This is a genomic window from Aquincola tertiaricarbonis (genome assembly GCF_023573145.1).
GTDB lineage: Bacteria > Pseudomonadota > Gammaproteobacteria > Burkholderiales > Burkholderiaceae_C > Aquincola > Aquincola tertiaricarbonis_B.
Genome location: NZ_CP097636.1, coordinates 83,646 through 109,216, shown reverse-complemented (window position 1 = coordinate 109,216; position 25,571 = coordinate 83,646). Strand labels below are relative to the sequence as shown.

Annotated in this window: 22 protein-coding genes; 16 read left to right on the top strand and 6 right to left on the bottom strand. The window is 69.9% G+C overall.

Features of this window, described 5'->3' with window-relative positions:
- Positions 1 to 6: 6 nt before the first annotated feature.
- Positions 7 to 549, top strand: a complete 543-nt coding sequence (locus tag MW290_RS14760; protein ID WP_250198482.1) for a DUF2946 family protein — start codon at positions 7 to 9, stop codon at positions 547 to 549.
- Here MW290_RS14760 and MW290_RS14755 read toward each other — a convergent pair whose 3' ends face one another.
- Positions 550 to 2,424, bottom strand: coding sequence for a phosphoenolpyruvate carboxykinase (GTP) (locus MW290_RS14755; protein ID WP_250198481.1), 1,875 nt, complete (start codon positions 2,422 to 2,424; stop codon positions 550 to 552).
- A 247-nt stretch (positions 2,425 to 2,671) separates the two neighbouring features.
- On the opposite strand from MW290_RS14755, the gene MW290_RS14750 reads away from it, so the two are divergent.
- Positions 2,672 to 3,259: an MOSC domain-containing protein gene (locus tag MW290_RS14750; protein WP_250198480.1), complete on the top strand. Its 588-nt coding sequence runs from the start codon at positions 2,672 to 2,674 to the stop codon at positions 3,257 to 3,259.
- On the opposite strand, the gene MW290_RS14745 is transcribed toward MW290_RS14750, so the two are convergent.
- Together MW290_RS14745 and MW290_RS14740 are read right to left on the bottom strand one after the other, a co-directional pair.
- Entirely contained in the window at positions 3,256 to 4,320 is a 1,065-nt protein-coding gene (locus MW290_RS14745; RefSeq protein ID WP_250198479.1) for an AbrB family protein, read from the bottom strand. The genes MW290_RS14750 and MW290_RS14745 overlap by 4 nt on opposite strands.
- Before the next feature lie 37 nt (positions 4,321 to 4,357).
- Complete coding sequence (locus tag MW290_RS14740; protein ID WP_250198478.1) at positions 4,358 to 5,455, bottom strand: alkene reductase; 1,098 nt, start codon at positions 5,453 to 5,455, stop codon at positions 4,358 to 4,360.
- 104 nt (positions 5,456 to 5,559) lie between these two features.
- Between MW290_RS14740 and MW290_RS14735 the strand changes: the two genes are divergently transcribed.
- The gene (locus MW290_RS14735) at positions 5,560 to 6,417 is read left to right on the top strand and encodes a 23S rRNA (adenine(2030)-N(6))-methyltransferase RlmJ (RefSeq protein WP_250198477.1); all 858 of its coding nucleotides are present in this window, start codon (positions 5,560 to 5,562) and stop codon (positions 6,415 to 6,417) included.
- Between the two features lie 13 nt (positions 6,418 to 6,430).
- Here the strand turns inward: MW290_RS14735 and MW290_RS14730 are convergent, their stop codons facing one another.
- The gene (locus MW290_RS14730) at positions 6,431 to 7,690 is read right to left on the bottom strand and encodes a pyridoxal-dependent decarboxylase, exosortase A system-associated (protein ID WP_250198476.1); all 1,260 of its coding nucleotides are present in this window, start codon (positions 7,688 to 7,690) and stop codon (positions 6,431 to 6,433) included.
- A gap of 25 nt (positions 7,691 to 7,715) precedes the next feature.
- Entirely contained in the window at positions 7,716 to 9,059 is a 1,344-nt protein-coding gene (locus MW290_RS14725) for a UDP-glucose dehydrogenase family protein (protein ID WP_250198475.1), read from the bottom strand.
- Positions 9,060 to 9,254: 195 nt separating this feature from the next.
- On the opposite strand from MW290_RS14725, the gene MW290_RS14720 reads away from it, so the two are divergent.
- A complete protein-coding gene (locus MW290_RS14720) occupies positions 9,255 to 10,262 on the top strand; it encodes an NAD-dependent epimerase (RefSeq protein ID WP_250198474.1) in 1,008 nt (335 codons plus the stop codon).
- Here the strand turns inward: MW290_RS14720 and MW290_RS14715 are convergent.
- Complete coding sequence (locus MW290_RS14715) at positions 10,250 to 11,851, bottom strand: acyl-CoA ligase (AMP-forming), exosortase A system-associated (RefSeq protein ID WP_250198473.1); 1,602 nt, start codon at positions 11,849 to 11,851, stop codon at positions 10,250 to 10,252. The two genes, MW290_RS14720 and MW290_RS14715, sit on opposite strands and share 13 nt — an antisense overlap.
- Before the next feature lie 151 nt (positions 11,852 to 12,002).
- On the opposite strand from MW290_RS14715, the gene MW290_RS14710 reads away from it, so the two are divergent.
- The 12 genes from MW290_RS14710 to MW290_RS14655 all read left to right on the top strand — a co-directional run bounded on the left by MW290_RS14710 (position 12,003) and on the right by MW290_RS14655 (position 25,556).
- A complete protein-coding gene (locus MW290_RS14710; RefSeq protein ID WP_250198472.1) occupies positions 12,003 to 12,254 on the top strand; it encodes an acyl carrier protein in 252 nt (83 codons plus the stop codon).
- Positions 12,255 to 12,285: 31 nt separating this feature from the next.
- The gene (locus tag MW290_RS14705) at positions 12,286 to 13,134 is read left to right on the top strand and encodes a hydrolase 2, exosortase A system-associated (RefSeq protein WP_250198471.1); all 849 of its coding nucleotides are present in this window, start codon (positions 12,286 to 12,288) and stop codon (positions 13,132 to 13,134) included.
- Positions 13,131 to 14,033, top strand: coding sequence for a hydrolase 1, exosortase A system-associated (locus MW290_RS14700; protein ID WP_250198470.1), 903 nt, complete (start codon positions 13,131 to 13,133; stop codon positions 14,031 to 14,033). The genes MW290_RS14705 and MW290_RS14700 overlap by 4 nt, the downstream gene beginning before the upstream one ends.
- 5 nt (positions 14,034 to 14,038) lie before the next feature.
- Positions 14,039 to 14,752, top strand: a complete 714-nt coding sequence (locus MW290_RS14695; protein WP_250198469.1) for a tetratricopeptide repeat protein — start codon at positions 14,039 to 14,041, stop codon at positions 14,750 to 14,752.
- A gap of 197 nt (positions 14,753 to 14,949) precedes the next feature.
- A complete protein-coding gene (locus tag MW290_RS14690) occupies positions 14,950 to 15,999 on the top strand; it encodes a DegT/DnrJ/EryC1/StrS family aminotransferase (protein WP_250198468.1) in 1,050 nt (349 codons plus the stop codon).
- Between the two features lie 6 nt (positions 16,000 to 16,005).
- The gene (locus MW290_RS14685; RefSeq protein ID WP_250198467.1) at positions 16,006 to 18,243 is read left to right on the top strand and encodes a GNAT family N-acetyltransferase; all 2,238 of its coding nucleotides are present in this window, start codon (positions 16,006 to 16,008) and stop codon (positions 18,241 to 18,243) included.
- Positions 18,240 to 19,421: a right-handed parallel beta-helix repeat-containing protein gene (locus tag MW290_RS14680; protein ID WP_250198466.1), complete on the top strand. Its 1,182-nt coding sequence runs from the start codon at positions 18,240 to 18,242 to the stop codon at positions 19,419 to 19,421. The genes MW290_RS14685 and MW290_RS14680 overlap by 4 nt, the downstream gene beginning before the upstream one ends.
- A 24-nt stretch (positions 19,422 to 19,445) precedes the next feature.
- Positions 19,446 to 21,170, top strand: coding sequence for an asparagine synthetase B family protein (locus tag MW290_RS14675; protein ID WP_250198465.1), 1,725 nt, complete (start codon positions 19,446 to 19,448; stop codon positions 21,168 to 21,170).
- 4 nt (positions 21,171 to 21,174) lie between these two features.
- Positions 21,175 to 22,125 (top strand): glycosyltransferase, encoded by a 951-nt coding sequence (locus MW290_RS14670; protein WP_250198464.1) that lies wholly within the window; start codon positions 21,175 to 21,177, stop codon positions 22,123 to 22,125.
- Between the two features lie 54 nt (positions 22,126 to 22,179).
- The gene (locus tag MW290_RS14665) at positions 22,180 to 23,082 is read left to right on the top strand and encodes a hypothetical protein (protein WP_250198463.1); all 903 of its coding nucleotides are present in this window, start codon (positions 22,180 to 22,182) and stop codon (positions 23,080 to 23,082) included.
- On the top strand, positions 23,079 to 24,596 hold the full coding sequence (locus MW290_RS14660) for a lipopolysaccharide biosynthesis protein (RefSeq protein WP_250198462.1): 1,518 nt from the start codon (positions 23,079 to 23,081) through the stop codon (positions 24,594 to 24,596). The genes MW290_RS14665 and MW290_RS14660 overlap by 4 nt, the downstream gene beginning before the upstream one ends.
- A 198-nt stretch (positions 24,597 to 24,794) precedes the next feature.
- Positions 24,795 to 25,556: an FkbM family methyltransferase gene (locus MW290_RS14655; protein WP_250198461.1), complete on the top strand. Its 762-nt coding sequence runs from the start codon at positions 24,795 to 24,797 to the stop codon at positions 25,554 to 25,556.
- The last annotated feature ends 15 nt before the right edge of the window (positions 25,557 to 25,571 follow it).

Sequence of the window (25,571 nt, the reverse complement as noted above, 5' to 3'; positions counted from 1 at the left end):
CGGGCGATGGATGACATCGTCAGGCAAGCAATCAAGAAGTGGCCCAACGTGCCGCACGTGTATGGCTGGCTGGGCCTGGATGCCCGCGGCCACTGGTACCTGCGCGACGACGCGACGCAGGCGGCCGGGCCCTTTCCCCAGGTCAAGGGCAGCCGGCTCGAGCATGAGAAGCTGCTGGCCTTCATCGGCCGCAACTACGAGCACGACGGGCAGGGCTGCTGGTTCTTCCAGAACGGGCCGCAGCGGGTGTACGTTGCGCTGGAGGCGGCGCCCTGGGTGTGGCGGCTGCAACCCGATGGCCGGCTGCTGAGCCACACCGGCACACCGGCCACCCTGGCCAGCGCCTGGCTGGACGACGCGGGGCGGCTGTTTCTGGACACCGACCTCGGCTTCGGCCTGCTGCACAGCCTGGACGTGGAAGCCGCCGCCACGCTGGTGGACAGCGGCGCGTGGACCTTGAACGAGCTGCCCCACGCGCAGATGCCGGCGCGCTTCGGCTTCGTCACCCATCCGCGGCCGGCAGCGGCCGCGGACGCAGCACCGGCCTGATCAGGCGGCCAGGCGCTTTTCCAGGCGCTGCTTGGTCTCGGTCAGCTCGGCAGGCAGGTGGTAGGCCAGTTTGTCGAACAGCTCGGTGTGCAGCGCCAGTTCCTGCTGCCAGGCGGTGGCGTCGATGCCGATCACGCTCTGGAACTGCGCCTGCGAGAAGGCCAGGCCGTTCCAGCTCAGGTCTTCATAGCGCGGGCTGATGCCGAACACATGCTCTTCGCCCTGGGCCTGGCCGTCCACGCGCTCCAGGATCCACTTCAGCACGCGCATGTTCTCGCCGTAGCCGGGCCAGACGAACTTGCCGTCGGCGCCCTTGCGGAACCAGTTGACGCAGAAGATGCCCGGGAGCTTGGCGCCCGAGCCCTGCAGCTTGGCGCCCAGGTCCAGCCAGTGGCGGAAGTAGTCGCTCATGTTGTAGCCCATGAACGGCAGCATCGCGAACGGGTCGCGGCGCACCACGCCCTGCTGGCCGGCGGCGGCGGCGGTGGTTTCCGAGCCCATGGTGGCGGCCATGTACACGCCGTCGACCCAGTTGCGGGCCTCGGTGACCAGCGGCACGGTGGTGGAGCGGCGGCCACCGAAGATGAAGGCGTCGATCGCCACGCCGGCCGGGTTGTCCCACTCGGGGTCCAGCACCGGGTTGTTGGTGGCGGCCACGGTGAAGCGGGCGTTGGGGTGGGCGGCCGGGCGCAGCTTGCCGTCGGCCTGCTTGGCGGTCTCCGGCGTCCAGTCCTTGCCCTGCCAGTCGGTCAGGTGCGCGGGCGGCGTGTCGGTCATGCCTTCCCACCACACGTCACCGTCGTCGGTCAGCGCCACGTTGGTGAAGATGACGTCGCGCTTCAGCGAGGCCATGCAGTTCGGGTTGGTCAGGTCGTTGGTGCCCGGTGCCACGCCGAAGTAACCGGCTTCGGGGTTGATGGCGTACAGGCGGCCGTCGGCACCCGGCTTGATCCAGGCGATGTCGTCGCCGATGGTGGTGACCTTCCAGCCTTCGAACCCGGCCGGCGGAATCAGCATCGCGAAGTTGGTCTTGCCGCAGGCGCTGGGGAAGGCAGCCGCCACATGGCGCTTGACGCCTTGCGGGTTGGTGACACCCAGCACCAGCATGTGCTCGGCCAGCCAGCCTTCGTCACGGCCCATGGTGCTGGCGATGCGCAGCGCGAAGCACTTCTTGCCCAGCAGCGCATTGCCGCCGTAGCCCGAGCCGTAGCTCCAGATCTCGCGCGTCTCGGGGTAGTGGACGATGTACTTGGTGGCGTTGCAGGGCCAGGACACATCCTTCTGCCCCGGCTCCAGCGGCGCGCCCACGGTGTGCACGCAGGGCACGTACTCGCCGTCGGTGCCCAGCACGTCCAGCACCGCGCGGCCCATGCGGGTCATCAGGCGCATGTTCACGGCCACGTAAGGGCTGTCGCTCAGCTCGACGCCGATGTGGGCGATGGGCGAGCCCAGCGGGCCCATCGAGAACGGCACCACGTATAGCGTGCGGCCCTTCATCGCGCCCTTGAACAGCGCCTGGTCGCCGGTTTGCAGCAGCGCGCGCATCTCGGCCGGGTCGGTCCAGTTGTTGGTGGGGCCGGCGTCTTCCTTCTTCTGGCTGCAGATGAAGGTGCGGTCTTCCACGCGGGCCACGTCGCCCGGGTCGCTCCAGGCCAGGTAGCTGTTGGGGCGCAGCTCGGGGTTCAGCTTGCGGAAGGTGCCGGCGGCCACGAGCTGCGCGCACAGGCGGTCATACTCTTCCTGAGAGCCGTCGCACCAAACCACATCGGCGGCCTGGGTCAGGGCGGCGATGTCCGCCACCCAGCTGACCAGGCGGTCGTGTTTGACCCAGCTGGGTACATTCAGGCGCAGGCCGCCCATCACGGGACTGTTCATGGCTACTCCAATCGTCGATTGCAAAAAAACGGGATGTGGCCAGCCTCGGACTGCCGGATCAGGCGCTCGGGGCTCGCCGCATGCCGCGGCGTGAATGCATTGCCAGATGAAAAGAGCCGCCATGGCGGCAGGAAGTTTCATCGAGGTACGGCGGATCGCGCCGTGGCCTCTCTAGGCATTTCAATTCGAGTGTAATCCTGCCGTAACCACCCACCTGCGGGAGGTTATGCACAACCGTCATAGACATATGCAACCGTCTGGAACCGCTCAAGCCGTCAACGTCGGCCGCGTCCAACCGCTGCTGGTGGGCGGCCGACCGGTGGCCAGCGGCTTTCGCAAGGTGCCGGTGGACGGGCCGGTGCCGGTCACCGAGGCGGGCCTGGCGGGCGACGAACAGGCCGACCTGACGGTGCACGGCGGCCTGGCCAAGGCGGTTTACGCCTACCCGGCCGAGCACTACCCCTTCTGGCAGACGGTGCGCGCGCAGGCCCGGGCGGGCCTGTGGGACGAAGCGCCGCCGCCCGGCCTGCTGGGCGAGAACCTGACGCTGCGCGGCTTGCTTGAAACCCAGGTATGGATGGGCGACCGGCTGGAGTTTCCGGGCTGCACGCTGGTGGTGAGCGAACCGCGCTACCCCTGCGGCAAGCTGAACGCGGCGCTGGGCTTCCCGCAAGCCGGCAAGATGATGTGGCAGTCGGGCTTCTGCGGCTTTTACCTGGCGGTGCACCGCCCGGGGAACATCGCCGCGGGCGATGCCTTCAGCGTGCTGCCCGGCCCGCGGGAGGTGTCGATCGCCGAGCTGTTCCGCGCCCGGCGGCCGGCACAGCCGCGCTAGGCACCCACGCCGGCCAGCCGCTGCTGCCGTCGCCGGAACATCGGCCCGGTGAGCAGCAGCACCGCCACGTAGCGCACCACGTGGAAGGCGGTGACCACCGGCACGCCCAGTTGCAGCACCTTGGCGGTGATGCACATCTCGGCGATGCCGCCGGGCGAGGTGCCCAGCAGCACGGTGGCCCAGTGCAGGCCGATCAGCTGCGCCAGCAGCCAGGCGAAGACGCCGGAGGCGGCGATCATCGCCAGCGTGCCGATGGCCACCGCCGCCAGCCAGCGCGGCGCCGTGTGCACGAAGCGGCGATTGAAGCGTGAGCCCAGCGCCACGCCGATGAACAACTGGCCGGCATGGCTCACCCAGCCGGGCAACGCCGACAGCTCCACGCCCGCACCGCTGAGCGCCGCCGACACCGCCAGCGAGCCCAGCACCCAGGGGTTGGGCAGGCCCAGCCGCCACACCAGCAGGCTGCCGGCCGCGGTGGCCGCCGCCAGCAGGGCCAGCCCGGCCGGCTGCACCGCCCGCACGGCCAGCGGCGTGGCATCCAGCCCGTGCAGCCCGGCCGCCTGGTAGCCGAAGGGAATGATGAGCACCACCAGCAACACCCGCAGCGAGTGGGCAGCGGCCACCAGGTCGACCCGGCCGCCGTGGCGCTCGGCCAGCACCGCCATCTCGGAAGCACCGCCAATGGCGGCCGCGAAATGCGCCGTCGCCGGGTCGACACCCGGCAGCGCGCGGCGCAGCGCGGCCGCGAACAAGCCGCCGATGAGCAGCGCCCAGGCGATGCCGGCCACCAGCGCGGGCGCCAGCGGCCCCAGCAGGGCCAGCACCTGGGGCGAGAAATACAGGCCCAGCGAGGTGCCGATGGCCCACTGGCCGGCATTGCGCAGCGGCCCGGCGGCGGCCAGCGGCAGGCCGGCCACGCAGCCCAGCGCGGTGACCAGCAGCGGACCGATCATCCAGGGCAGCGGCGTGCCCAGCTGCTCACAGGCCAGGGCGGCCAGCAGGGCCAGCACCAGCGTGCCCGCCACCCGCAGCAGCCAACGGCTGTCGGGGCGGCGCGTCACCGCGCTTGCCGAGCTTGCCGAGCTTGGGCCATCGGCATCAGGCGGGCTGCGCGTCCAGGGTCGGGTAGTCGGTGTAGCCGTGGGCGCCACCGCCGTACATCGTCTTCTGGTCGGGCTGGTTCAAGGGAGCGTTCTGGTGCAGGCGGCGCGTGAGGTCGGGGTTGGCGATGGCCGGCTTGCCGAAGGCGACGAGCTCGCCCTTGCCGTTGGCCACCGCATCCAGCGCCATCTGCCGATCGTAGCCGTTGTTCACCATCCAGGCGCCGGGGAAGCGCTGGCGCAGGGCCTGGTAGTCGAACGGGGCCACCTCGCGGTCGCCGCCGGTCTGGCCTTCGATGACGTGGATGTAGGCCAGGTGCATCGGCGCGATCTGTTCGACGACGTGATTGAACAGCGCCTGCGGGTCGCTGTCCTGGCCGGCGTCGTTCACCGGGGTGACGGGCGACAGCCGGATGCCGGTGCGGCCACCGCCGATCTCGTCGGTCACGGCCTTGACCACTTCCACCAGGAAGCGGGCGCGGTTGGCGATGGAGCCGCCGTATTCATCCGTGCGGTCGTTGATGCTGTCGCGCAGGAACTGCTCGATCAGGTAGCCGTTGGCCGCATGCACTTCCACGCCGTCGAAGCCGGCGTCGATGGCGCAGCGGGCCGCATGGCGGTAGGCCTGCACGATGCCCGGGATTTCGTCGGTGCGCAGCGCACGCGGCGGCGACACGTCCTCGAAGCCCTTGGCGGTGTAGGTCTTGCCCTTGGCCACGCGGTTGGTGGAAGACACCGGCGCCTGGCCGCCGGGCAGCAGCGAGGTGTGCGAGATGCGGCCCACATGCCACAGCTGCACCACGATGCGGCCGCCCTGGGCGTGCACGGCGGTGGTGACCTTGCGCCAGGCCGCCACCTGCTCGGGGCTGTGGATGCCCGGGGTGTCGAGGTAGCCCTGGCCCTCCGGCATGATCTGCGTGGCCTCGGTGATGATCAGGCCGAAGCCGGTCATCGGATTGGCGCGCTGGGCGTAGTACGCCACCGTCAGGTCGTTGGGCAGCTGGCCGGTGGCACGGTTGCGGGTCAGCGGTGCCATCACGACGCGGTTGGCGAGCTCGATGTCGCCGATGCGGATCGGGTCGAACAGGGTGGGCATGGTTGAACTTCTCGCTGTAAAGGGAAAACCCCCGGAGCCTACGCAATCCGCCTCAACCTTGCAGCGGACGCCCCAGGGTGATCCATGCTAGTTACAGTGCACGCATGCTCGCCTACCGACACGCCTTCCACGCCGGCAACCATGCCGACGTCCTCAAGCACCTGGTGCTCGCCCAGGTGCTTCGCTACATGGGCGAAAAGGACAAGCCCTACACCCTGGTCGACACGCATGCCGGCGCCGGCGGCTACTCGCTGGCCGGGCGCTATGCGCAAAAGCGCGGCGAATTCGAATCCGGCATCGGCCGGCTGTGGGACCACCCCGACCTGCCGGCAGCGCTGGCCGACTACGTGGCGCTGGTCAAGCAGTTCAACGGCGGCGGGGCGCTCGAGCAGTACCCCGGCTCACCCGGCCTGGCGCAGATGCTGCTGCGCCCGACCGACCGGCTGAGCCTGTACGAACTGCACCCCACCGACAACCGCATCCTCGAGAGCTTCCTCGGCCAGCGCCCGCACACCAAGGTGTTGATGAGCGATGGCTTTGCCGGCCTGCAGAAGGAGCTGCCGCCGCCGTCGCGCCGCGGCGCGGTGCTGATCGACCCCTCCTACGAGCTGAAGACCGACTACGCCAAGGTGGTGGGCGCGGTGCGTGAATGCCTGAGCCGCTTTGCCCAGGGCACGGTGATGGTGTGGTACCCGCAGGTGCAGATCGTGGAGGCGGCGCAGCTGCCCAAGCGGCTGATGGGCGCCGCCAAGGAGGCGCCCAAGGGCTGGCTGCACGTCACGCTGCACGTGCACCGCGGCGAAGGGGATGGCTTCGGCCTGCACGGCAGCGGCATGTTCGTGATCAACCCGCCCTTCGTTCTGCACGACACGCTGGCCGCGCTGATGCCGCTGCTGACCGAACTGCTGGGTCAGTACGAGGGCGCTCGCTTCACGCTGGAACAGGATCTGGGGCGCGGCTGATCCAGCCGCGGATTCAGACCAGCACTTCCACGCAGCCCGGATGCCCCAGGAAGTTCTGCGGGCTGGCGCTGGCGCCATAGGCGCCTGACTGGAACACCACCGCCAGGTCGCCTTCACGCGCCACCGGCAGCTGCATGCGGTCGGCCAGCAGGTCCAGCGGCGTGCACAGCGGGCCGACGACCGAAGCCGCCTCACGCGCCTCTTCGCCCAGCCGATTGCCGATGGTGACCGGGTAGTTTTTGCGCACCACCTGGCCGAAGTTGCCCGAGGCCGACAGGTGATGGTGCAGGCCACCGTCGGTCACCAGGAACACCTGGCCGCGCGAGACCTTGCGGTCCAGCACCCGCGCCACGTAGACGCCGGCTTCGCCCACCAGGTAGCGGCCCAGCTCGATCACCAGCGAGGCCTGCGGCAGCTCGCGCGCGGCGCGCTCGACCAGGCCGGCCAGGTTCTCGCCGATCGGCGCCAGGTCCAGCCGCTGCTCACCCGGAAAGTACGGAATGCCGAAGCCACCGCCCAGGTTGAGGAACTGCACCGGCGCCGGCGCGATCTCGGCCAGCCGCAGCGCCAGCGCGTAGGACTGCTGCTGCGCGTCGCAGATCGATTCGGCCCGCAGGTTCTGCGAGCCGGCGAAGAGGTGAAAGCCTTCGAAGCCCAGGCCGGCCGCGCGGATCTCGGCCATCAGCGCGGGCAGTTGCTCGACATCGACGCCGAACTGCTTGGGCCCGCCGCCCATCTTCATGCCCGAGCCCTTGAGCTCGAAGTCGGGGTTCACGCGCACCGCCACCCGCGCCGGCAGGCCCAGGCGCTGGGTGATGCCGGCCAGCAGCTGCACCTCGCGCGCCGATTCCAGGTTGATGAGCACCCGCGAAGCCACCGCCCGGCGCAGTTCGGCCTCGGTCTTGCCGGGCCCGGCAAAGCTCACCTCCGCCGGGTCGGCGCCCGCGTCCAGCGCCACCTTCAGCTCGCCGGCCGACGCCACGTCGATGCCGTCGACCAGGCCGGCCATGAAGCCCACCACCGCCGGCATCGGGTTGGCCTTCATCGCATAGTGCAGCTTGACCTGCCGCGGCAGCGCCTGCCGCAGCTCGGCCACGCGCTGGCGCAGCGCGCCGCGGTCGTAGGCGTAGAAGGGCGTCTGGCCGACACGCTCGGCCAGCACCGACAGCCGCTCGCCGCCGATCACCAGCTCGCCCTCCTGCACCGCGAACTGCTGCATGGGCGCGTGCTCGGGCAGGCGGCGCGCTGGCGGGGGCGAGGCGGTGTCGGTCATGCGTACTGCGAAGAAATAGCGGGGCTCAGGCGTCGGACGGCAGCGCCGCGGCGCGGCCGATCGCCAGGTACTCGATGCCGAAGGCCTTCATCAGCGCCGGCTCGTAGAGGTTGCGGCCGTCGAAGACCACCGGCTGCTTCAGCGTGGCCTTGATGAACTCGAAGTCGGGGTTACGGAATTCCTTCCACTCCGTGACGATCAGCAGCGCATCGGCGCCTTCCAGCGCGGCCTGCTGGCCGGTGACGAAGGTGACGCCCGGCACGCCTTCCAGCACGCGCTGGGCCTCGTGCATGGCCACCGGGTCGTAGGCGCGGATCTTGGCGCCGCGCTTGACCAGCTCGGCGATCACCACGCGGCTGGGCGCCTCGCGCATGTCGTCGGTGTTGGGCTTGAAGGCCAGGCCCCACACCGCCAGCGTGCGGCCGGTCAGGTCTTCACCGAAGCGGGCGACCACACGCTCGACCAGCACATGCTTCTGGCGCTCGTTGGCGGCTTCCACCGCGTTGAGCACCTGCAGCGGCACGCCGTTGTCGGCGCCGATGTGGATCAGCGCCTTGACGTCCTTCGGGAAGCAGGAGCCGCCGTAGCCGGCACCGGCATACAGGAAGTGCGTGCCGATGCGCGGGTCGCTGCCGATGCCCTTGCGCACCAGTTCGATGTCGGCGCCCACGCGCTCGGCCAGCAGCGCCAGCTCGTTCATGAAGCTGATGCGGGTGGCCAGCATGGCGTTGGCGGCGTACTTGGTGAATTCGGCGCTGCGCACGTCCATCACGATCAGCTTGTCGTGGTTGCGCATGAAGGGCGCGTAGACGGCGCGCATCAGCAGCGTGGCGCGCTCGTCGTCGGAGCCGACGACCACGCGGTCCGGGCGCATGAAGTCGTCGACCGCCGCGCCTTCCTTCAGGAATTCGGGGTTGCTGACCACCGCGTAATCCATGCTCAGGCCGCGCGCCGCCAGCTCTTCGCGCACGGCGGCGCGCACCTTGTCGGCGGTGCCCACGGGCACGGTGCTCTTGTCGACGATGACCTTGTAGTCGGTCATGTGGCGGCCGATGTTGCGGGCGGCGGCCAGCACGTACTGCAGGTCGGCCGAGCCGTCTTCGTCGGGCGGGGTGCCGACGCCGATGAATTGCAGCGTGCCGTGGCCGACGGCCGAGGCCACGTCGGTGGTGAACTGCAGGCGGCCGGCAGCGGCATTGCGTTGCACCACGGCGTCCAGGCCGGGTTCGTGGATGGGAATCTCGCCGCGCTGGAGCATGGCGATCTTGCGCTCGTCCACATCCAGGCACACCACGTGGTTGCCCATCTCCGCCAGGCATGCGCCCGTGACCAGACCTACGTAACCGGCACCGACGACGGTGATCTTCATGCTTCTGCTCTCCCTGATGCGGGCCAACGGCCCCTTTCACTACGGCGATTCTGCCTGCGCAGTGCGACACGCACGGTACGTGCCCGGTCCGGATGTGGTTCCTGCACGTAACGTACGGGGTTCGACAAGGGGATTGACTCACAATCCACACACTCCGGTCGCTGCCGGCCGGCAACTGCTAGTGCCCACTCCATCATGAAAATCCTGCTCACCGGCGCCGCCGGCTTCATCGGCGCCCATGTCGCCCGCCTGCTGCTGGCCCGTGGCGACGAGGTCGTCGGCATCGACAACCTCAACGCCTACTACGACCCGCAGCTCAAGCACGACCGGCTGGCGCTGCTGCAGGGCCAGTCGGGTTTCCGCTTCCAGCAGATGGACGTGGCCGACCGCAGCGCCATTCCGGCGCTGTTCGCGCAGGAAAAGTTCGACCGCGTGGTGCACCTGGCGGCGCAGGCCGGGGTGCGGCACTCGCTGGTCGATCCGCATGCCTACATCGACAGCAACCTGGTCGGCTTCACCAACATCCTGGAAGGCTGCCGCCACCACGGCGTGCAGCACCTGGTGTATGCCTCCAGCTCCAGCGTGTACGGCGGCAACACGCAGATGCCGTTTTCCGAGCACCACGGCGTGGACCACCCGGTGAGCCTGTACGCGGCCACCAAGAAGGCCAACGAGCTGATGGCCCACACCTACAGCCACCTGTTCGACCTGCCTACCACGGGGCTGCGCTTTTTCACCGTGTACGGTCCCTGGGGCCGACCGGACATGGCGCTGTTCCTGTTCACCCGCGCCATCCTGGCCGGCGAGCCGATCCAGGTGTTCAACCACGGCAAGATGGTGCGCGACTTCACCTACATCGACGACATCGCCGAAGGCGTGGTGCGCACGCTGGACCATGTGCCCACGGCCAACCCGGCCTATGACCGCAGCCAGGCCGACCCGGCCGCCAGCCACGCGCCCTACCGCGTGTTCAACATCGGCAACCACCAGCCGGTGCAGCTGATGGACTTCATCGCCGCGATCGAGCGCCACACCGGCCGCGAGGCGATCAAGCAGCTGCGCGACATCCAGCCCGGCGACGTGCCGGCCACCTATGCCGACGTGTCCGAGCTGCAGGCCTGGACCGGCTTCACGCCCGCCACCTCGGTGGATGAAGGCGTGCGCCGCTTCGTCGAGTGGTACCGGGGCTACTACAAGGTCTGATCGGCCCAGCGCGCGGCCAGCAGCTTGCGGTCGATCTTGCCGTTGGGGTTGCGCGGCAGCGGCCCGGCCACCGGCACCACGCCAGCCGGCACCATGTAGGCCGGCATGCGCTGGCGGCACTCGGCCAGCAGCGCAGGCACGTCGAGCGCCGCGCTGCCGTCGGGCGCGGTGGCCACCACCTGGATGGCCTGGCCCAGCGCCGGATGCTCCACGCCGAAGGCAGCGCACTCGCCCACCATCTGCGTGGCGTACAGCACCTCTTCCACCTCAGTGGGGCTCACCCGGTAGCCCGAGGTCTTGATCATCTCGTCGCGCCGGCCGATGAAGTACAGGAAGCCTTCCGCGTCCTTGCGCACGGTGTCGCCCGAGTACACCGCGTATTCGGGCAGCTGCAGGCCGCCCAGCCGGCCGCCGATGCCCGCCGGCAACAGCTTGTAGCGCTCCGCAGTCTTGTCGGCGTCGTTCCAGTAGCCCTGGCCCACCAGCGCGCCGCGGTGCACCAGTTCGCCCGGCTCGTCGGGCCCGCATTCGGTGCCGTCGTCGCGCAGCACCAGGATCTCGGCATTGGGGATGGCCTTGCCGATGGAATCGGGCCGGCGGTCCACCTCTTCAGGCGGCAGGTAGGTGGAGCGGAAGGCCTCGGTCAGCCCGTACATCAGGAAGGGCCGGGCCGAAGGCGCCCGCTGGCGCAACGCCATCAGCGTCTCGCGCGGCATGCGGCCGCCGGTGTTGGCGAAGTAGCGCAGGCGGGCGTCGATCTCGGGCGGCCACTCCAGCTGCGTGAGCTGGATGTACAGCGGCGGCACGGCGGTCAGGCCGGTCACACGTTCCTTGGCCATGGCCTTGAGCACGTCGCGCGGCATCAGGTAGTTCAGCAGCACCACCCGCGCGCCCACGTGGAAGGCGGTGGTGAGCTGGCTGAAGCCGGCATCGAAGGACAGCGGCAGCGCCGCCAGCAAGGTGTCGCTGGCGCGGTTGTCCAGGTAGCTGGCCACGCTCTTGGCGCCCACCACCATGTTGCGGTGGGACAGCACCACGCCCTTGGGCCGGCCGGTGGAGCCCGAGGTGTAGAGGATGGCGGTGATGTCGCTGTCGATCACACGGTGCGGCGCGGCCTGCGGGCCGTCCAGCAGCGCCTGCCAGCCCAGCCGCTGCACACCGGGTGGCAGCGGCGCGTCGGTGGCGGCGCCCTCGGTGATCACCACGCAGCGCAGCGCCGGGCACTGGGCCAGCACCGGCGCCAGCGTGGCCAGCCGCTCGGGCGAGGTCACCAGCACCCGCACGTCGCAGTCCTGCAGGATGAACACCGCCTGCTCGGGCTTGAGCAGCGGGTTGATCGGCACCATCACGCCGCCGGCCGCGGGGGCGCCGAAGCTGGCGATCACCGTCTCGAAGCGCTTTTCCAGGTAGATGGCCACGCGCTCGCCGCGCTGCAGGCCGGCCTGCACCACGCCACCGGCGAAGCGGCGCACCGCATCGTCCAGTTCGCCGTAGCGCAACGTATGGCCGGCGGCGGTGAGGGCCGGGGCCTCGGCATCGCGCGCGGCCGCGGAATGCACCAGTTCGTGCAGCAGGTGACTGTCAGGCATGAAAAAAGTATGGCATGCGGTTTTGGCGCCACCGGCGCCGCGCCGCGCAGGGGAGTGCGCAGCCCGCCACGGAAACCACCCGTTTGGGGGAAGCGCCGCCTCCTAGAATCGCCGGCCTGCCCGAACCCTGAATCAAGCCCGGAGTAACCCGATGGATGTGAAGAGCGAACTGCTCGGCGTGCTGGACGAAACGCTGGGGCTGCAAGGCCGGGCCGCGGGCTTCGATGCGTCCACCCCGCTGCTGGGCGCGCTGCCCGAGCTGGATTCGATGGCCGTGGTGTCCCTGATCGCCGCACTGGAAAGTCATTTCGGCATCACCGTGGACGACGACGACATCGACGGCAGCACCTTCGCCACCGTCGGCTCGCTGGTGGACTTCGTCAACGACAAGCTGGCCGCATGACGCGGCGGCGCACGCTGCGCCCCTTGCTGTGATGGAAGCCTTCTTCCTGCCCGTCGCGCACGCCGAAGGCGGCCGCTTCTGCATCCACCACCCGTCCGCGGCCGGTCCGTCGGCACGCGGCGCGGTGCTGTACCTGCACCCGTTCGCGGAGGAGATGAACAAGTCGCGCCGCATGGTGGCCCTGCAGGCCCGTGCGCTGGCGCGGCTGGGCTACGCCGTGCTGTGCATCGACCTGCACGGCTGCGGCGACAGCGCCGGCGACCTGGCCGACGCCAGCTGGGCCGGCTGGGTGGCCGATGCGCTGGCCGGCGCGCACTGGCTGCAGGCGCGCCATCCGGGCCTGCCGTTGACGCTCTGGGGCCTGCGCACCGGCGCGCTGCTGGCCGGCGCGGTGGCCGCCGCACTGCCGGCGCCCAGCCGGCTGCTGCTGTGGCAGCCCGTCACCGCGGGCAAGCAGGCGCTGCAGCAGTTCCTGCGGCTGCAGACGGCGGCCGACCTGATCGACGGCAAGCAGCAGGGCGCGGCGGCGGCGCTGCGCCAGCAACTGGCCGCCGGCCAGACGGTGGAAGTGGCCGGCTACCGGCTGCCGGCTGCGGTGGCGCAGGGGCTGGAAGCCGCCACGCTGGTGCCCGGCGCGGGCGTGGACAGCCTGCTGTGGCTGGAAGTCAGCTCGCGGGCCGAGCCGGCACTGACGCCGGCCTCCACCCTGGCGCTGAACAAATGGCGCGCCGCGGGCGTGCCGGTGCAGTCGGCCGCGGTGCGCGGCCCGGCCTTCTGGCAGACGGTGGAAATCGAGGATGCGCCGGCGCTGATCGAGGCCACGACGGCGGCGCTGGTGGCCGGCCTGGCCGCTGAAGCGGCCACCGGGGTGCCCGCATGACGGTCGCTTACGTCGAATCGGCGCTGGTGTTCGGCTGCCAGGGCGAGCAGCTGATCGGCGTGCTCACGCGCCCGGCCACGGCGCCCGCACAACCCCTGCCCGGCGTGCTGGTGGTGGTGGGCGGCCCGCAGTACCGCGTGGGCGCGCACCGGCAATTCGTGGAGCTGGCGCGGGCCCTGGCGACCGCCGGCCATGCGGTGCTGCGCTTCGACGTGCGCGGCATGGGCGACAGCAGCGGCGACCTGCATGACTTCCTGCAGATCGACGAGGACATCGCCGCCGCCATCGACACCTTGTGCCGTGAAGCGCCGGTGACGCAGGTGGTGCTGTGGGGCCTGTGCGACGGCGCCTCGGCTGCGTTGCTGTACTGCGACGGCCGGCGCGACGCGCGGGTGGCCGCGCTGGCCCTGGCCAATCCGTGGGTGCGCTCGGCCGAAAGCCTGGCCGCCACCCACGTCAAGCACTACTACCTGCGACGTTTGCTGGACGGCGCGTTCTGGCGCAAGCTGGCCGCGGGCGGCGTGGGCCGGCACGCTGCGCAGGAGCTGCTGGGCAACGTGGGCACGGCGCTGCGGGGCCGGCTGGCGCGGCGTGCCAGCGGCGCAGGCGCCGGGCCGCTGCGTTACCAGGACCGGATGGCGCGTGCATGGCAACGGTTTTCGGGCAAGATGTTGCTGATCGTCAGCGGTGACGACTACACCGCCAAGGAATTCCTGGGCGAGGTGGCCGCCGCACCCGCCTGGCGGGGTGCGCTGGACCTGCCCCAGGTGCGCCGCCACGATCTGCCGCTGGCCGATCACACGTTTTCCACCCCGGGCCAGGGCGCTGCGGCAGCACAGGCCACGTTGCAATGGCTGGGCGCAACCGGCCGACACCGCCAAGACCATCAAGGAGTATGAGCACCATGAACAAGCTCTGGTCCTGCCTGCTGCTGGCCCTGGCCTGCACTTCGGTGCAGGCTGGCGTCAACAGCAACGACGTAGAGGGCAGCTGCGGGCCGATCAACATTCCCACGCACGTGGGACCGTTCGACTATCGAACCGACAGGCAACTGCTGTCGTTGGTCGAGTACGGCCACTTTCAGCCGGGGGTGGAGCGACTCATCCGACCGATGTTCGAATTTTTCGGCGCCGACCTCGACTACACGCTGAAGGCCTACCCTAATCACCATCGTGCGCTGATGACGATGGCAAGGCTGACCATCAAGGAAAAGTCGCTGAAGCCCAAGGGCGCCAACTTCTCGGCCGAGTGCTACTTCATCCGGGGCATGACCTTCCGCCCCGACGACCTGATCGTGCGCATGATCTATGCCAGCTTCCTGGTGATGCACCAGCGCAATGAAGACGCGGCCAAGCAGTTGGACTTCGTGCTCGAAAGCGCTGACGACGACCCTTTCACCCACTACAACGCGGGCATGATCTATGCCGACATGAAGGACTGGCCGCGCGCACTGCGGCAGGCCCACATCGCGCTGGCCGGCGGCTTTACGAGGCCCGAACTCAAATCGCGCCTGCAACAGGCAGGTCAATGGCGCGAACCGTCAGCCCAGGCCGCGCCAGCGGCCGCGGCGGCGTCTTCCGCGGCCGATGACAAGCCCACAGCCGCGGCCAGCCGATGATCGTTGCCAGCGCTGCGGCCCCCCCTTTGGCTGCGCGCGCGGACGCAGACGCCCCGCCGCTGCGCATCCGCCGCTTTGATCCTACCGGCTTCGGCTTCCCGCGCCCCGCAGTGCCGGTGCGGCCTTGGCTGCACACCCACCAACTGCGCGCCCATGCCCAGCCTCTCGGTCAGGCTCTTGAGCGGGCAGGCCGGGTGGTGCTGCCATTTGCGATGGGCCGCTACGCGCTGCACGCTGCGCTCAAAGCCAGCGGCGTGGGACCCGGCACCTGCGTGCTGGCGCCGGCATACCATTGCCGCAGCATGATCGACGGGGCGCTGGCCCTGGGGGCCGAGGTGGCCTTCTACCGCGTCACCCCGTCATTGGGCGCCGATCTCGACGCTCTGGCGAAACTTGCGGCACATGCGCGCCGACCCGTGCGCGCGGTCATCGCAGCGCACAGCTTCGGCTTCGGCCAGGAGCTGACCGCGGTGGGCGACTGGTGCCAAGCGCAGGCAATCCGGCTGGTGGAAGACTGTTCTCACGTGCTGGTGCACCCGGTCGTTCCTACGGGTCTGGGGCTGACCGGCGACTTCGGCATTGCCAGCCCCAACAAGTTCTTCCCAGTGGAAAACGGTGGACTGCTGTGGCACCGTCCGCAGTGGCCCGTGCCGCCGGCGGCGCGCGGCAGCTCGCCGCTGGACGAACTGCGCGGTGCGTGGCACACGCTTCAACGGGCGCGCGTGGGGCGGGCCGGGGTGCCTGCGGCCGACCAAACCGCGCTGGTCCAACCGCCTGCCGCAACCGGCGGCCTGGAAGCGGGCGACAGCGAATGCACGGCGGTCGGCCCGTCGGACAATTTCGACGCCCGCCTGTGCAACGCGAGCGGCCAGGCCGGTGCGCGCTGGCTGGCGGCCCATACGGACGCAGCCGCCATGGCCGCGCAGCGCCGCCGGCGCTATCAACAGTGGATGGATGCGGCCCGCCAGTGGCCCGAGGTGCAGGCCCTGTACCCGGCCCTGCCGGCCCAGGTGGTGCCCTACATGGTGCCTCTGTTCCTGCGCAGCCGGGTGGCCGAGCGCTTCCAGGCGCTGAAGTACGCCCGCGTACCCCTGGGCCGCTGGGACGACATGGCGGTGTCCGACTGCCCGGTGGCCCGGCGCTACCGCCTGGCCCTGGTGCACCTGCCCTGCCACCAGTCCATCGATGACCACCAGATGGATTGGCTGCTACAGGCCGCCACGCGGGCAATGACTGGCATCCGATAAGCGAAGATGACTGTCCACGAACCCAGCCTGACCATGCCACGCACGCCCGAGTCGCCGCCGCTGCCGGCTGTGCCGCCCCCCTGGCGCTGGCATGCCCACCGGCTGGCTGGCGTAGCGGATTTCGAGGCCCACGCCCCTGCCTGGGACCAGCTGCTGCAGCGGTTGTGGGGCGACCACCCCATGCTGTCGGCCGCCTTCGTCGGCGAGCTGCTGCGCCGCTTCGGCAGCGGCCGCGAATGGCTCCTGGTGGGCCGTAATACGGAAGGCACCGTGCAGGGCATGGCCGTGCTGCGGCGCGGCCGCGGGGGTATGTGGGCCAGCTTCGTGCCGTCGCAGGCGCAGATCGCGCCGGTGTTGCTGGCCGACGGCCAGGGCATCGCCGCGATGTACCGGGCCTTGCCGGGATTTGCCTGGCGCATCGATTTCCTGTGCAACGACCCTGACTTCGGGGATCTGGCGGCCACCGCTGGCCGTCAGCCGAACACCAGCTGGCACGCGCTGACCACCGCGGTCGACCTGGTTGGCGGCTTCGAGGCCTACTGGGCGGACCGGCCGACCAAGCTCAAAAAGTACATGCGCCGCTACGAGCGCAAGATCAGCGCCGCAGGCCCAGTGCGTTTCGTGGTGGTGACCCAGCCTGAAGCTGTGGCCCAGGCCGTGGCCCGCTACGCCGTCATCGAATCCAGCGGCTGGAAAGGCCGCGCCGGCACCGCGCTGCGCGTCGGCAACGACCAGTTCGACTTCTATCAGACGCTGCTGGCCCGCCAGGCGCGGCAGGGCGGCGCCGAGGTGTACGAGCTGTGGCTGGGCGAGCAGCAGCTGGCATCACGCCTGACGCTGGTCAGCGCGCAGCAGGTGCTGATACTCAAAACCACCTACGACGAGGTACACAGCGAGTTCTCGCCAAGTCACCTCCTGCTCTACCGCACGCTGGAACATGCGTTCGAGTTCCATGCCGGCAAGCGGGTTGAGTTCTACACCAATGCCACACGCGAACAGCGCTTGTGGAGCACAGCACAGCGCCACATCCAACATGCCAGCTACAGCCGCTACGAGCCTCTGCAGGCCTGGGTACGGGTGGCAAGGGCGCTGCGCGCGCGGTTGCTGCGGCCGATGTGGCGGCCCGGCACGCAGAGCACGTCCGCGTCGCTGGCAGCCACGGTTGCGCTGCCGGCTGACCTGGAGCGGCTGATGAGTGAGGCCGAGACGGCCGGCATCGAGCGCGGCCATGCCTGGTTCGCCAATCTGTGCGCCCACGTGCCCACGCTGGCCGAGCATGGCCGCTTCGAGGTGGCGCGCGGCACCGATGGCGAAGTGCTGGCCGTGATGCCGACGCAGCACCTGCCGCGCAAGGGCTGGCGCGGGGCGGCGCTGTATGCGCTGTCCAACTTCTACTCGCCGCTGTATACGCCGGTGCTGACCGACAACGTCACCAGGAACGAGATGGCGTCCATGCTGCACCAGGCCATGCGGCGGGCCGGTGCCTGCCGCGCGCAGTTCTTCCCGCTGGACGTGGCCTCGCGCGAATACTCGCTGCTGCGGGACGGCTTCATCACCGCCGGCCTGCCGGTGTTCCAGTACTTCTGCTTCACCAACTGGTATCTGCCGGTGAAGGGCGACTGGGCGACCTACCTCGCCAACCGGCCGGGCAGCACCCGCAGCCTGCTGCTGCGCAGAGGCCGCAAGTTCGCGGCCCTGGGCGGCACGCTGGAAGTAATCACGGGTGGCGAACGGCTGGAAGCCGGGCTGCAGGCCTTCGCCGACGTGTATGCCGCCAGCTGGAAACAGCCCGAGCCGCACCCCGGCTTCGTGCCGGGGTTGATGCGCGCCAGCGCCGAGCGGGGCTGGCTGCGCCTGGGCGTGGCCTGGCTGGACGGCAAGGCCATCGCCGCGCAGTTCTGGCTGGTCAACGGCCGCAAGGCCTGGATCTACAAGCTTGCGCACGACGCGCAGCAGTCGACCCACTCGCCGGGCACGCTGCTCACCGGCCGCATGATCGAGGCGATGTTCAACAGCGGCGAAGTCGACGAGATCGACTACCTGACGGGCGACGACCCTTTCAAGCGCGACTGGATGACACATCGGCACGAACGCTGGGGTCTGGTGGCCTTCGACCCGTCCACCCTGTCGGGCCTGGCCGGCATGCTGCGCGAGCTGCTGGGCCAGACAGTCAAGAGCTTGCTGGGGCCGCTGCGCCAGCGCCAGCGCCTGCGCCGCGCCCCCACCCCGGAGACGACACGATGAGCCCCGCCCCGCATCGGCGTTCCCATCCGAAGCGCCGGACGCTGTTGGCCGCTGCAGTGGCCCTGGCGGTGCCGCCGGTCCGCGCACGTGCCCAGCGGCTGCAGGTGGGCCCGGGCCGTGATCTCAAGACCCTGGCCGAAGCCGCACGCCGGGCGCGTGACGGCGACACCCTCGAGGTCGACGCCGGTGACTACCGCGGCGACGTGGCCATGTGGCCGCAAAGCGCGCTGGTGCTCCAAGCTGTCGGCGGCCGCGTGCGCCTGCTGGCGGACGGACAGTCCAGCCAAGGCAAGGCCATCTGGGTGATGCGCGGCGAGCAGCTGCGGGTGCAGGGCTTCGACTTCGAGCAGTCGCGCGTGCCCAGCCTCAACGGCGCCGGCATCCGGCTGGAACGCGGCACGCTGACGGTGGTGGACTGCCGCTTCTTCGACAACGAGTGCGGCATCCTCACCGGCAACGAGCGCGCGACCGAGCTGACCATCGAGCGCTGCGAGTTCGGCCGCCAGGTGCGCGCCGACGGCCGCAATCACCACGTGTACGCCGGCGCCATCGGTCGCCTGACGGTGCTGGGAAGCCACTTCCACGGCGCGCGCAGCGGCCACCTGCTCAAGAGCCGCGCGCTGGTGAACCACGTGGCCTGGAGCCGGCTGGCCGACGGCGCCGAGGGCCAGGCCAGCTACGAGCTGGAGTTTCCCAATGGCGGCCGCGCGCTGGTACTGGGCAACGTCATCCAGCAGGGCCCAAGGACCGAGAACCCGAACATCGTCTCCTTCGGCGCCGAGGGCTACGCCACCGGCCCGCAGGAGCTTGTGATGGCCTTCAACACGCTGGTGAACGAACGCCGCAACGGCGGCGCCTTCCTGGCCATGCGGCCGGGTGCCGACCGCCTGCGGCTGCTGGGCAACCTGCTGGTGGGGCCGGGCCTGATGGCTGCCGATAACGTGGCAGCGATGACCGAAGTGCGCGACAACCCCGCCCTGCCGCTGGCCGACCTGGTGAACCCGGGCCAGGGCGACTACCGCCTGCGCCGCGCCGCGGCCACGCGGCTCACGCCTGTCACCCTGACCAGCGACGATACCGACCTGCTGCCCCGCGCCATGTTCACGGCGCCGCGCGGCTGGGAACCCCGGCCGCCGGCCGCCGCCCTGCTGCCCGGCGCGCTGCCGCCCGGCACCTAAGTACCTTCAGAAGAATCCGACGCCATGTCCGCCGCCACCCTTGCAGAACCCGCCACCCTGGCACTGGCCCTGGGCCGCCCGCAGTTTGCCGATGGCGCGCTGCAGGCCGTGCAGGCGCGCAACGGCGACCTGGCCGCCTGGCAGGCCGCCTTCGCGCAGGCCGATCCGGCGACGGTGCTGGCCCGCGTGGGTGGCGACTTCGCCGTGGCGCTGACCCTGCCCGACGGCCGCCAGTTGCTGGCCGTGGACCGCTTCGCCATCCGCACCCTGTGCTACCGCATCGACCCGGCGGGCGACCGCAGCGTGCTGCGCGTGGCCGAGCAGGCCGATGCGCTGGCCGATGCCGTGCCGGGCACCGGCGGCCGGGTCGACCGTCAGGCGCTGTTCGACTACCTCTACTTCCACGCCATTCCGTCGCCCGGCACCGCCCACCCGGGCGTGCTGCGGCTGCCGCCCGCGCACTGCCTGGTGTTCGATGGCCGTCATGCCACGGTCACGCCCTACTGGGTGCCCACTTTCCAGGACCGCGGACCGACGCCCCGCCCCAGCTTCGACCAACTGCGCGACGAATTCCGCCGGCTGCTGCGCGACGCGGTGGCTGCCACCGCTGATCCGGCGCGGCCGGCCAGCTTCCTCAGCGGCGGCACCGACAGCTCCACCGTCGCCGGCATGCTGCGCGAGGCCACCGGCCAGAAGCCGGCCACCTTCTCCATCGGCTTCGACGCCGAGGGCTACGACGAGATGGCCTATGCCCGCATCGCGGCGCAGCGCTTCGACACCGAGCACCACGAGTACTACGTCACCCCCGACGACCTGGTGCGCAGCATGCCCGAGGTGGCCGCCGGCTACGACCAGCCCTTCGGCAACTCGTCGGCGCTGCCGGCCTACTTCTGCGCGCTGATGGCCAAGCGCGAGGGCGTGCGCCGCATCCTGGCCGGCGACGGCGGCGACGAGCTGTTCGGCGGCAACCTGCGCTATGCCAAGCAGCGGGTGTTCAACGTCTACGACCACGTGCCCGGCCCGCTGCGCAGCGCGCTGCTGGAGCCGGTGCTGGGCACCCGCGCCGCCCGCCAGCTGCCGCTGGTGCGCAAAGCCGCCAGCTACGTGGCCCAGGCCCGCGAGCCGCTGCCGCAACGGCTGGAAACCTACAACCTGCTGCTGCGGCTGGGCCTGGCCGACGTGCTGACGCCCGCCTTCCGCGCCCAGGTTGACGAGCAGGGCCCGATCAAGGCGCAGCAGGTGGTGTGGCAGGGAGCGCGCACCGGCAGCCTGCTCAACCGCCAGCTGGCCTTCGACTGGCGCTACACCCTGGCCGAAACCGACCTGCCCAAGGTGTGCGGCACCACCCGGCTGGCCGGGCTGGAGGTGGCCTTCCCGATGCTGGATGCGCGGCTGGTGGACTTCTCGCTGCGGCTGCCGGCCGACGACAAGCTCAAGGGCCTGAAGCTGCGCTGGTTCTTCAAGGAAGCGCTGCGCGGCTTTTTGCCCGACGAGATCATCACCAAGAAGAAGCAGGGCTTCGGCCTGCCCTTCGGCGTGTGGACGCAGCGGCATGCCGGCCTCAAGGCCCTGGCGGCCGATGCACTGGGCAGCCTGTCCACCCGCAACCTGGTGCGCCCGCCCTTCCTCGACTCACTGCTTCACCAGCGCCTGCCCGAGCACCCCGGCTACTACGGCGAGATGGTGTGGATCCTGACCATGCTGGAGCTGTGGCTGCGCGCCCACGCGCCGCAGTTCCGCATCGAGTGACGCCATGCCGCAAGCGCCTGCCGACGCCCTGGTCAGCGTCATCATCCCCACCTACAACTGCAGCGCCTACATCTGCCAGACGGTGGACGCGGTGCTGGCGCAGACGCACCGGCCGCTCGAGCTGATCGTCATCGACGACGGCTCCACCGACGGCACGCCCGAGCTGCTGGCCGCCTACGGCGACCGCCTGACCCTGGTGCGCCAGGCCAATGCCGGCGTGTGCGCCGCCCGCAACCACGGCCTGCGGCTGGCGCGTGGCGCCTTCGTGTGCCTGATGGACCATGACGACTACTGGTACCCCGACAAGCTGGCGCTGCAGCTGCGCGCCTTTGCGGCGCACCCGGAGGTGGCGGTGGTGTTCAGCGCCTTCCTGCCCTGGCGCCGGCCGGCCGAGGACCAGGACTTCCCGCCACCCGCCCAGGTGCCGCGCGAGGCCCATGGCGACGCCGCCGACCCGCGGTTCTCGGGCTGGATTTACCACGAGTTCTTGCTGGACTGCTGGATGCTGACCAGCACCGCGATGTTCCGCGCCGAGGCCTTCGAGCAGGCCGGCACCTTCGACGAAAGCCTGCCCTACAGCGAAGACTGGGAGCTGTGGCTGCGCATGTCGCGGCGCTTCCAGTTCCTGAAGCTGCGCCAGGCCACCACGCTGTACCGCCAGCACCGCCAGCAGGGCAACCGGGTGCTGCGGCCGATCGACTACCGCACCCGGCTGCTGACCGACACGGCCGCCCGCTGGGGCCTGGCCAGCGCCGACGGCCGGCGTGTGGACGAACGCACCTTCCGCCAGCAGCTGGCGCGCTACCACGTGGACTTCGGCCTGGGCCACCTGGCCCATGGCGACCGCGCCACCGGCCTGCGTGCGATGCTGCAGGCCCTGCGCACCTGCCCCTGGCGGGTGAAACCGGCCGCCTACCTGGCCGCCACCCTGCTGGGCTGGAAGCCCGCCGCTTGAACACACCTTCTTTTTGGCCGCAGCTGCGCGGCTGCCTAGCCTGGACCTGACCCGATGTTCGACCACTTCCGACAGCGACAGCACAAGCGCTGGTTCAACTTCCGTTGCGCCGCCATCGACCGCACGCCGCCGGTGGAATGCAACCCGGACAGCAACGTCGTCATCGTCAGCCAGGTGTACCACCCCGACACCACCATGCTGCTGCTGGCGGCCAAGAGCTTCGCGCGCTACCTGGCGCCGCGCGGCTTCGTGCTGGTGGACGACGGCCTGTTGGACGCCGACAAGGCGCGGCTGCGCCACCACCTGGGCAACGTCACCTACGTGTCATCCGCGCAGGCGGCAGACCCGGCCCTGCCCCGCGGAGGCGCCTGGGAACGTTTTGCCGCGCTGGCCCGCGAGAACGCGGATCACTACGTCATCCAGCTCGACTCCGACACGCTGACGCTGCAGCCGCCCCAGGAAGTGCTGGACAGCGTGGCTGCGCAGCGCACCTTCACGCTGGGCACCAGCAGCGGCACCCATCCGGTGCCGGTACAAACCGCCTCGGACTACGCCAGCCAGCACCATTCCACGCATGTGCAGAACGCCGCCGAGCGGGTGCTGGCCCGGCTACCCGATGCACCCGGGCTGAAGTACGTGCGCGGCTGCGCCGGCTTCACCGGCTTTCCGGCCGGCACCTTGTCGCTGGAGCGCATCCGGGTGTTTTCGGCCGCCATGGAAAAGCTGGTGGGCCCGCAGCGCTGGGCCGAATGGGGCACCGAGCAGGTGACCTGTAACTTCATGGCCGCCAATGCGCCTGACGCCCTGGTGCTGCCGGTGGACCGCTATCCCTTCTGGATGCCCGGCGCCGACCTCAGCGACGTGGCGCTGGTGCACTTCTTCGGCACCTTCCGTTTCCAGGGCGGCATGTACCAGCGGCGCGCGTTGCAGCTGTGCCGCGAACTGGCAGCCGGATGAACGAGACCCCCGCACCGCCCGCGGCCCCCGCCGGCCCCGATGCCGCCGCGCCCAAGCCCGACACCGAACGCCTGGGCGGCCGGGCGGTGCGCGGCGCCGCGTGGCTGAGCGCCGGCCAGCTGGCACGCCAGGCCTTCTCCTTCGGCACCAGCCTGATCCTGGCGCGGCTGCTGGTGCCGGACGATTTCGGCCTGTTCGGCATGACCTACGTGGCCGCCGAGATCGCGCAGGTGTTCATCTCCTTCGGCCTGGGCGCGGCCATCGTGCAGCGCCAGGTCAGCGCGCCCGAGGTGCTGACCACCTGCTTCTGGTTCAACGTGGCCATCGGCCTGGCCGCCGGGCTGGGCCTGGCGCTCAGCGGCCCCATGCTGGCCGACTACTACAGCCGACCCGAGATTCAGCAGCTGGTCTGGCCGCTGGCCGTCAACATGCTGGTGGCAGGCGCCATGGTGGTGCCGCAGGCCATCCTGACGCAGCAGCTGCGTTTTCGCGACATCACACTGGCCCAGATCGTGGGCAGCGTGCTCGGCTCCGTCACGGCACTGCTGCTGGCCTGGGCAGGCGTGGGTGTCTGGGCGCTGGCCGCGCAGCCCCTCATCGGCAACCTGCTGACCGGTGTCTGGCTGATGCGCAGCAGCCGCTGGCTGCCTGGCCTGAAGCCGGCGCTGCGTCACCTGCAAGGCCTGTTCAGCCTGTCGGTCAACCTGCTTGGCAGCAACCTGATCACCGCCGTGGGCCGCAACCTGCACACCTTTGTCATCGGCCGCTACCTTGGGGCGGCGCCCCTGGGCGCGTTCACGATGGCATCGGCGCTGACCGGCACGGTGATCTACCAGATCACCTCCGTGGTCACGCGGGTCCTGTTTCCCACGCTTTCCAGGCTGACGGAGCAGCCCATGCGCTTGGCAGACACATGGCTGACCGCCAATGCCGTCGTGGGGCTCACAACGATCCCGATCATGGCGGGCGCGGCCGCGGTCGCGCCCGACGTCGTCCATGTGCTGCTGGGCCCGCAATGGACCGATGCCGAGACGGTGCTGCCGCTGTTGTGCGTGGCCATGGCGGTGCAAAGCCCGCTCATGTCGGCGGGTACGGTCCTCCTGACTTTCGGCCGAGGCGATCTGCTGCTCACCACGTCGGTGATCACAGCGGTGCTCAGCGGCATCGGCTACTGGGCCGGTACCGCCTACGGCGGTCTGGAAGGTGCCGCGTGGGGTTATCTGGGCATGATCGTGATCACACACCTGTGGACGGCATGGCTGGGCTGCAGGCTGGCCAAGATTCCCCTGTGGCGCCTGCTGATGCCGCTGGTCCTGCCCACGGCATGCTCGCTCGGCATGGCCCTCCTCATGATGATCACGGCGCACTACCTGCGCGATGCCAACCCCCTGGCTCGCCTGAGTGTCTGCGTGGTCGTCGGTGCGGCGACCTACGTTGCGCTGGCGATGGCCTTCGGACGCAGCACCATCCTGCCGCTCATCACACGCGTGAAGCATCACTGGTCCGATCGATGAGACGAGCGGCCCCATCACACGCCATGGCCAAGCACTGCGCTTTTGCCGTTGGGGCATGGGAACCGCGTGTGCTAGATTGCGCCGCCCAAAGGGCGGGCAAGGCCGGCGGTGCTCTGCGTGGGTCGAAGTACTGCGTGCACGAGCAGCACATTCGCCAGTGGCTGCATCGCGGCGACAGGCATTCACTTTGGAAATCTCATGATCGGTAAGGTCCTACGAGCATCGAGCCTGTTCCGCCGTCAGTACGGTCACCTGCGCGGTTTCCTGTTATGGGCAGAGTTGCTGAAGGAAAAGCTCCATGCCCACGGCCAGCCGTTCTCCGTGCACGTCCCTGGCGCTCGCGCGCCCATCTGGCTGCGCGCAAGAACCTCCGACGTGGAGGCCTTCTGTCAGATCTTCGGCCACGTGGAAATGGGCTTTTTCTCGTCCTCCCACGCGCATTACATGATCGATGCAGGGGCCAACATCGGTCTGACCTCCGTCTTCCTGGCCATGCGGTACCCGGACGCGCGCATCGACGCGCTGGAGGTCGATTCGCAGAACTGCGCCTTGCTGCGGCGGAACACGGCGCCCTACAAGAACGTGCACCTGCTCGAGAAGGGCCTGTGGAGCCACGCCTGCAAGCTCAAGATCCTGAACCCGGAGGCTGAGCCCTGGGCGTACCGCGTCGGGCCTGCGCCAGAAGGTGCGGCGGACGGTATTCCCGCTATTGGTGTGGCCGAGTTGTTGGCTGCCAGCGGCTTCAAGCAGGTCGATCTGCTGAAGATCGACATCGAGGGATCGGAGATCGAAGTGCTGAACGGTCAGTCGGGCGAGTGGATGGGCGCGGTCAAGACCATGGCCATCGAATTGCACGACTGGATGCGATCGGGGTGTTCCGATGCACTTCAGCGTGCCGTCGATGTCCGGCGGCACACCCGTCACCAGAGCGGCGAGTACCACGTCATCGTCTTCGAGTGATCGGCGCGCCTGCGC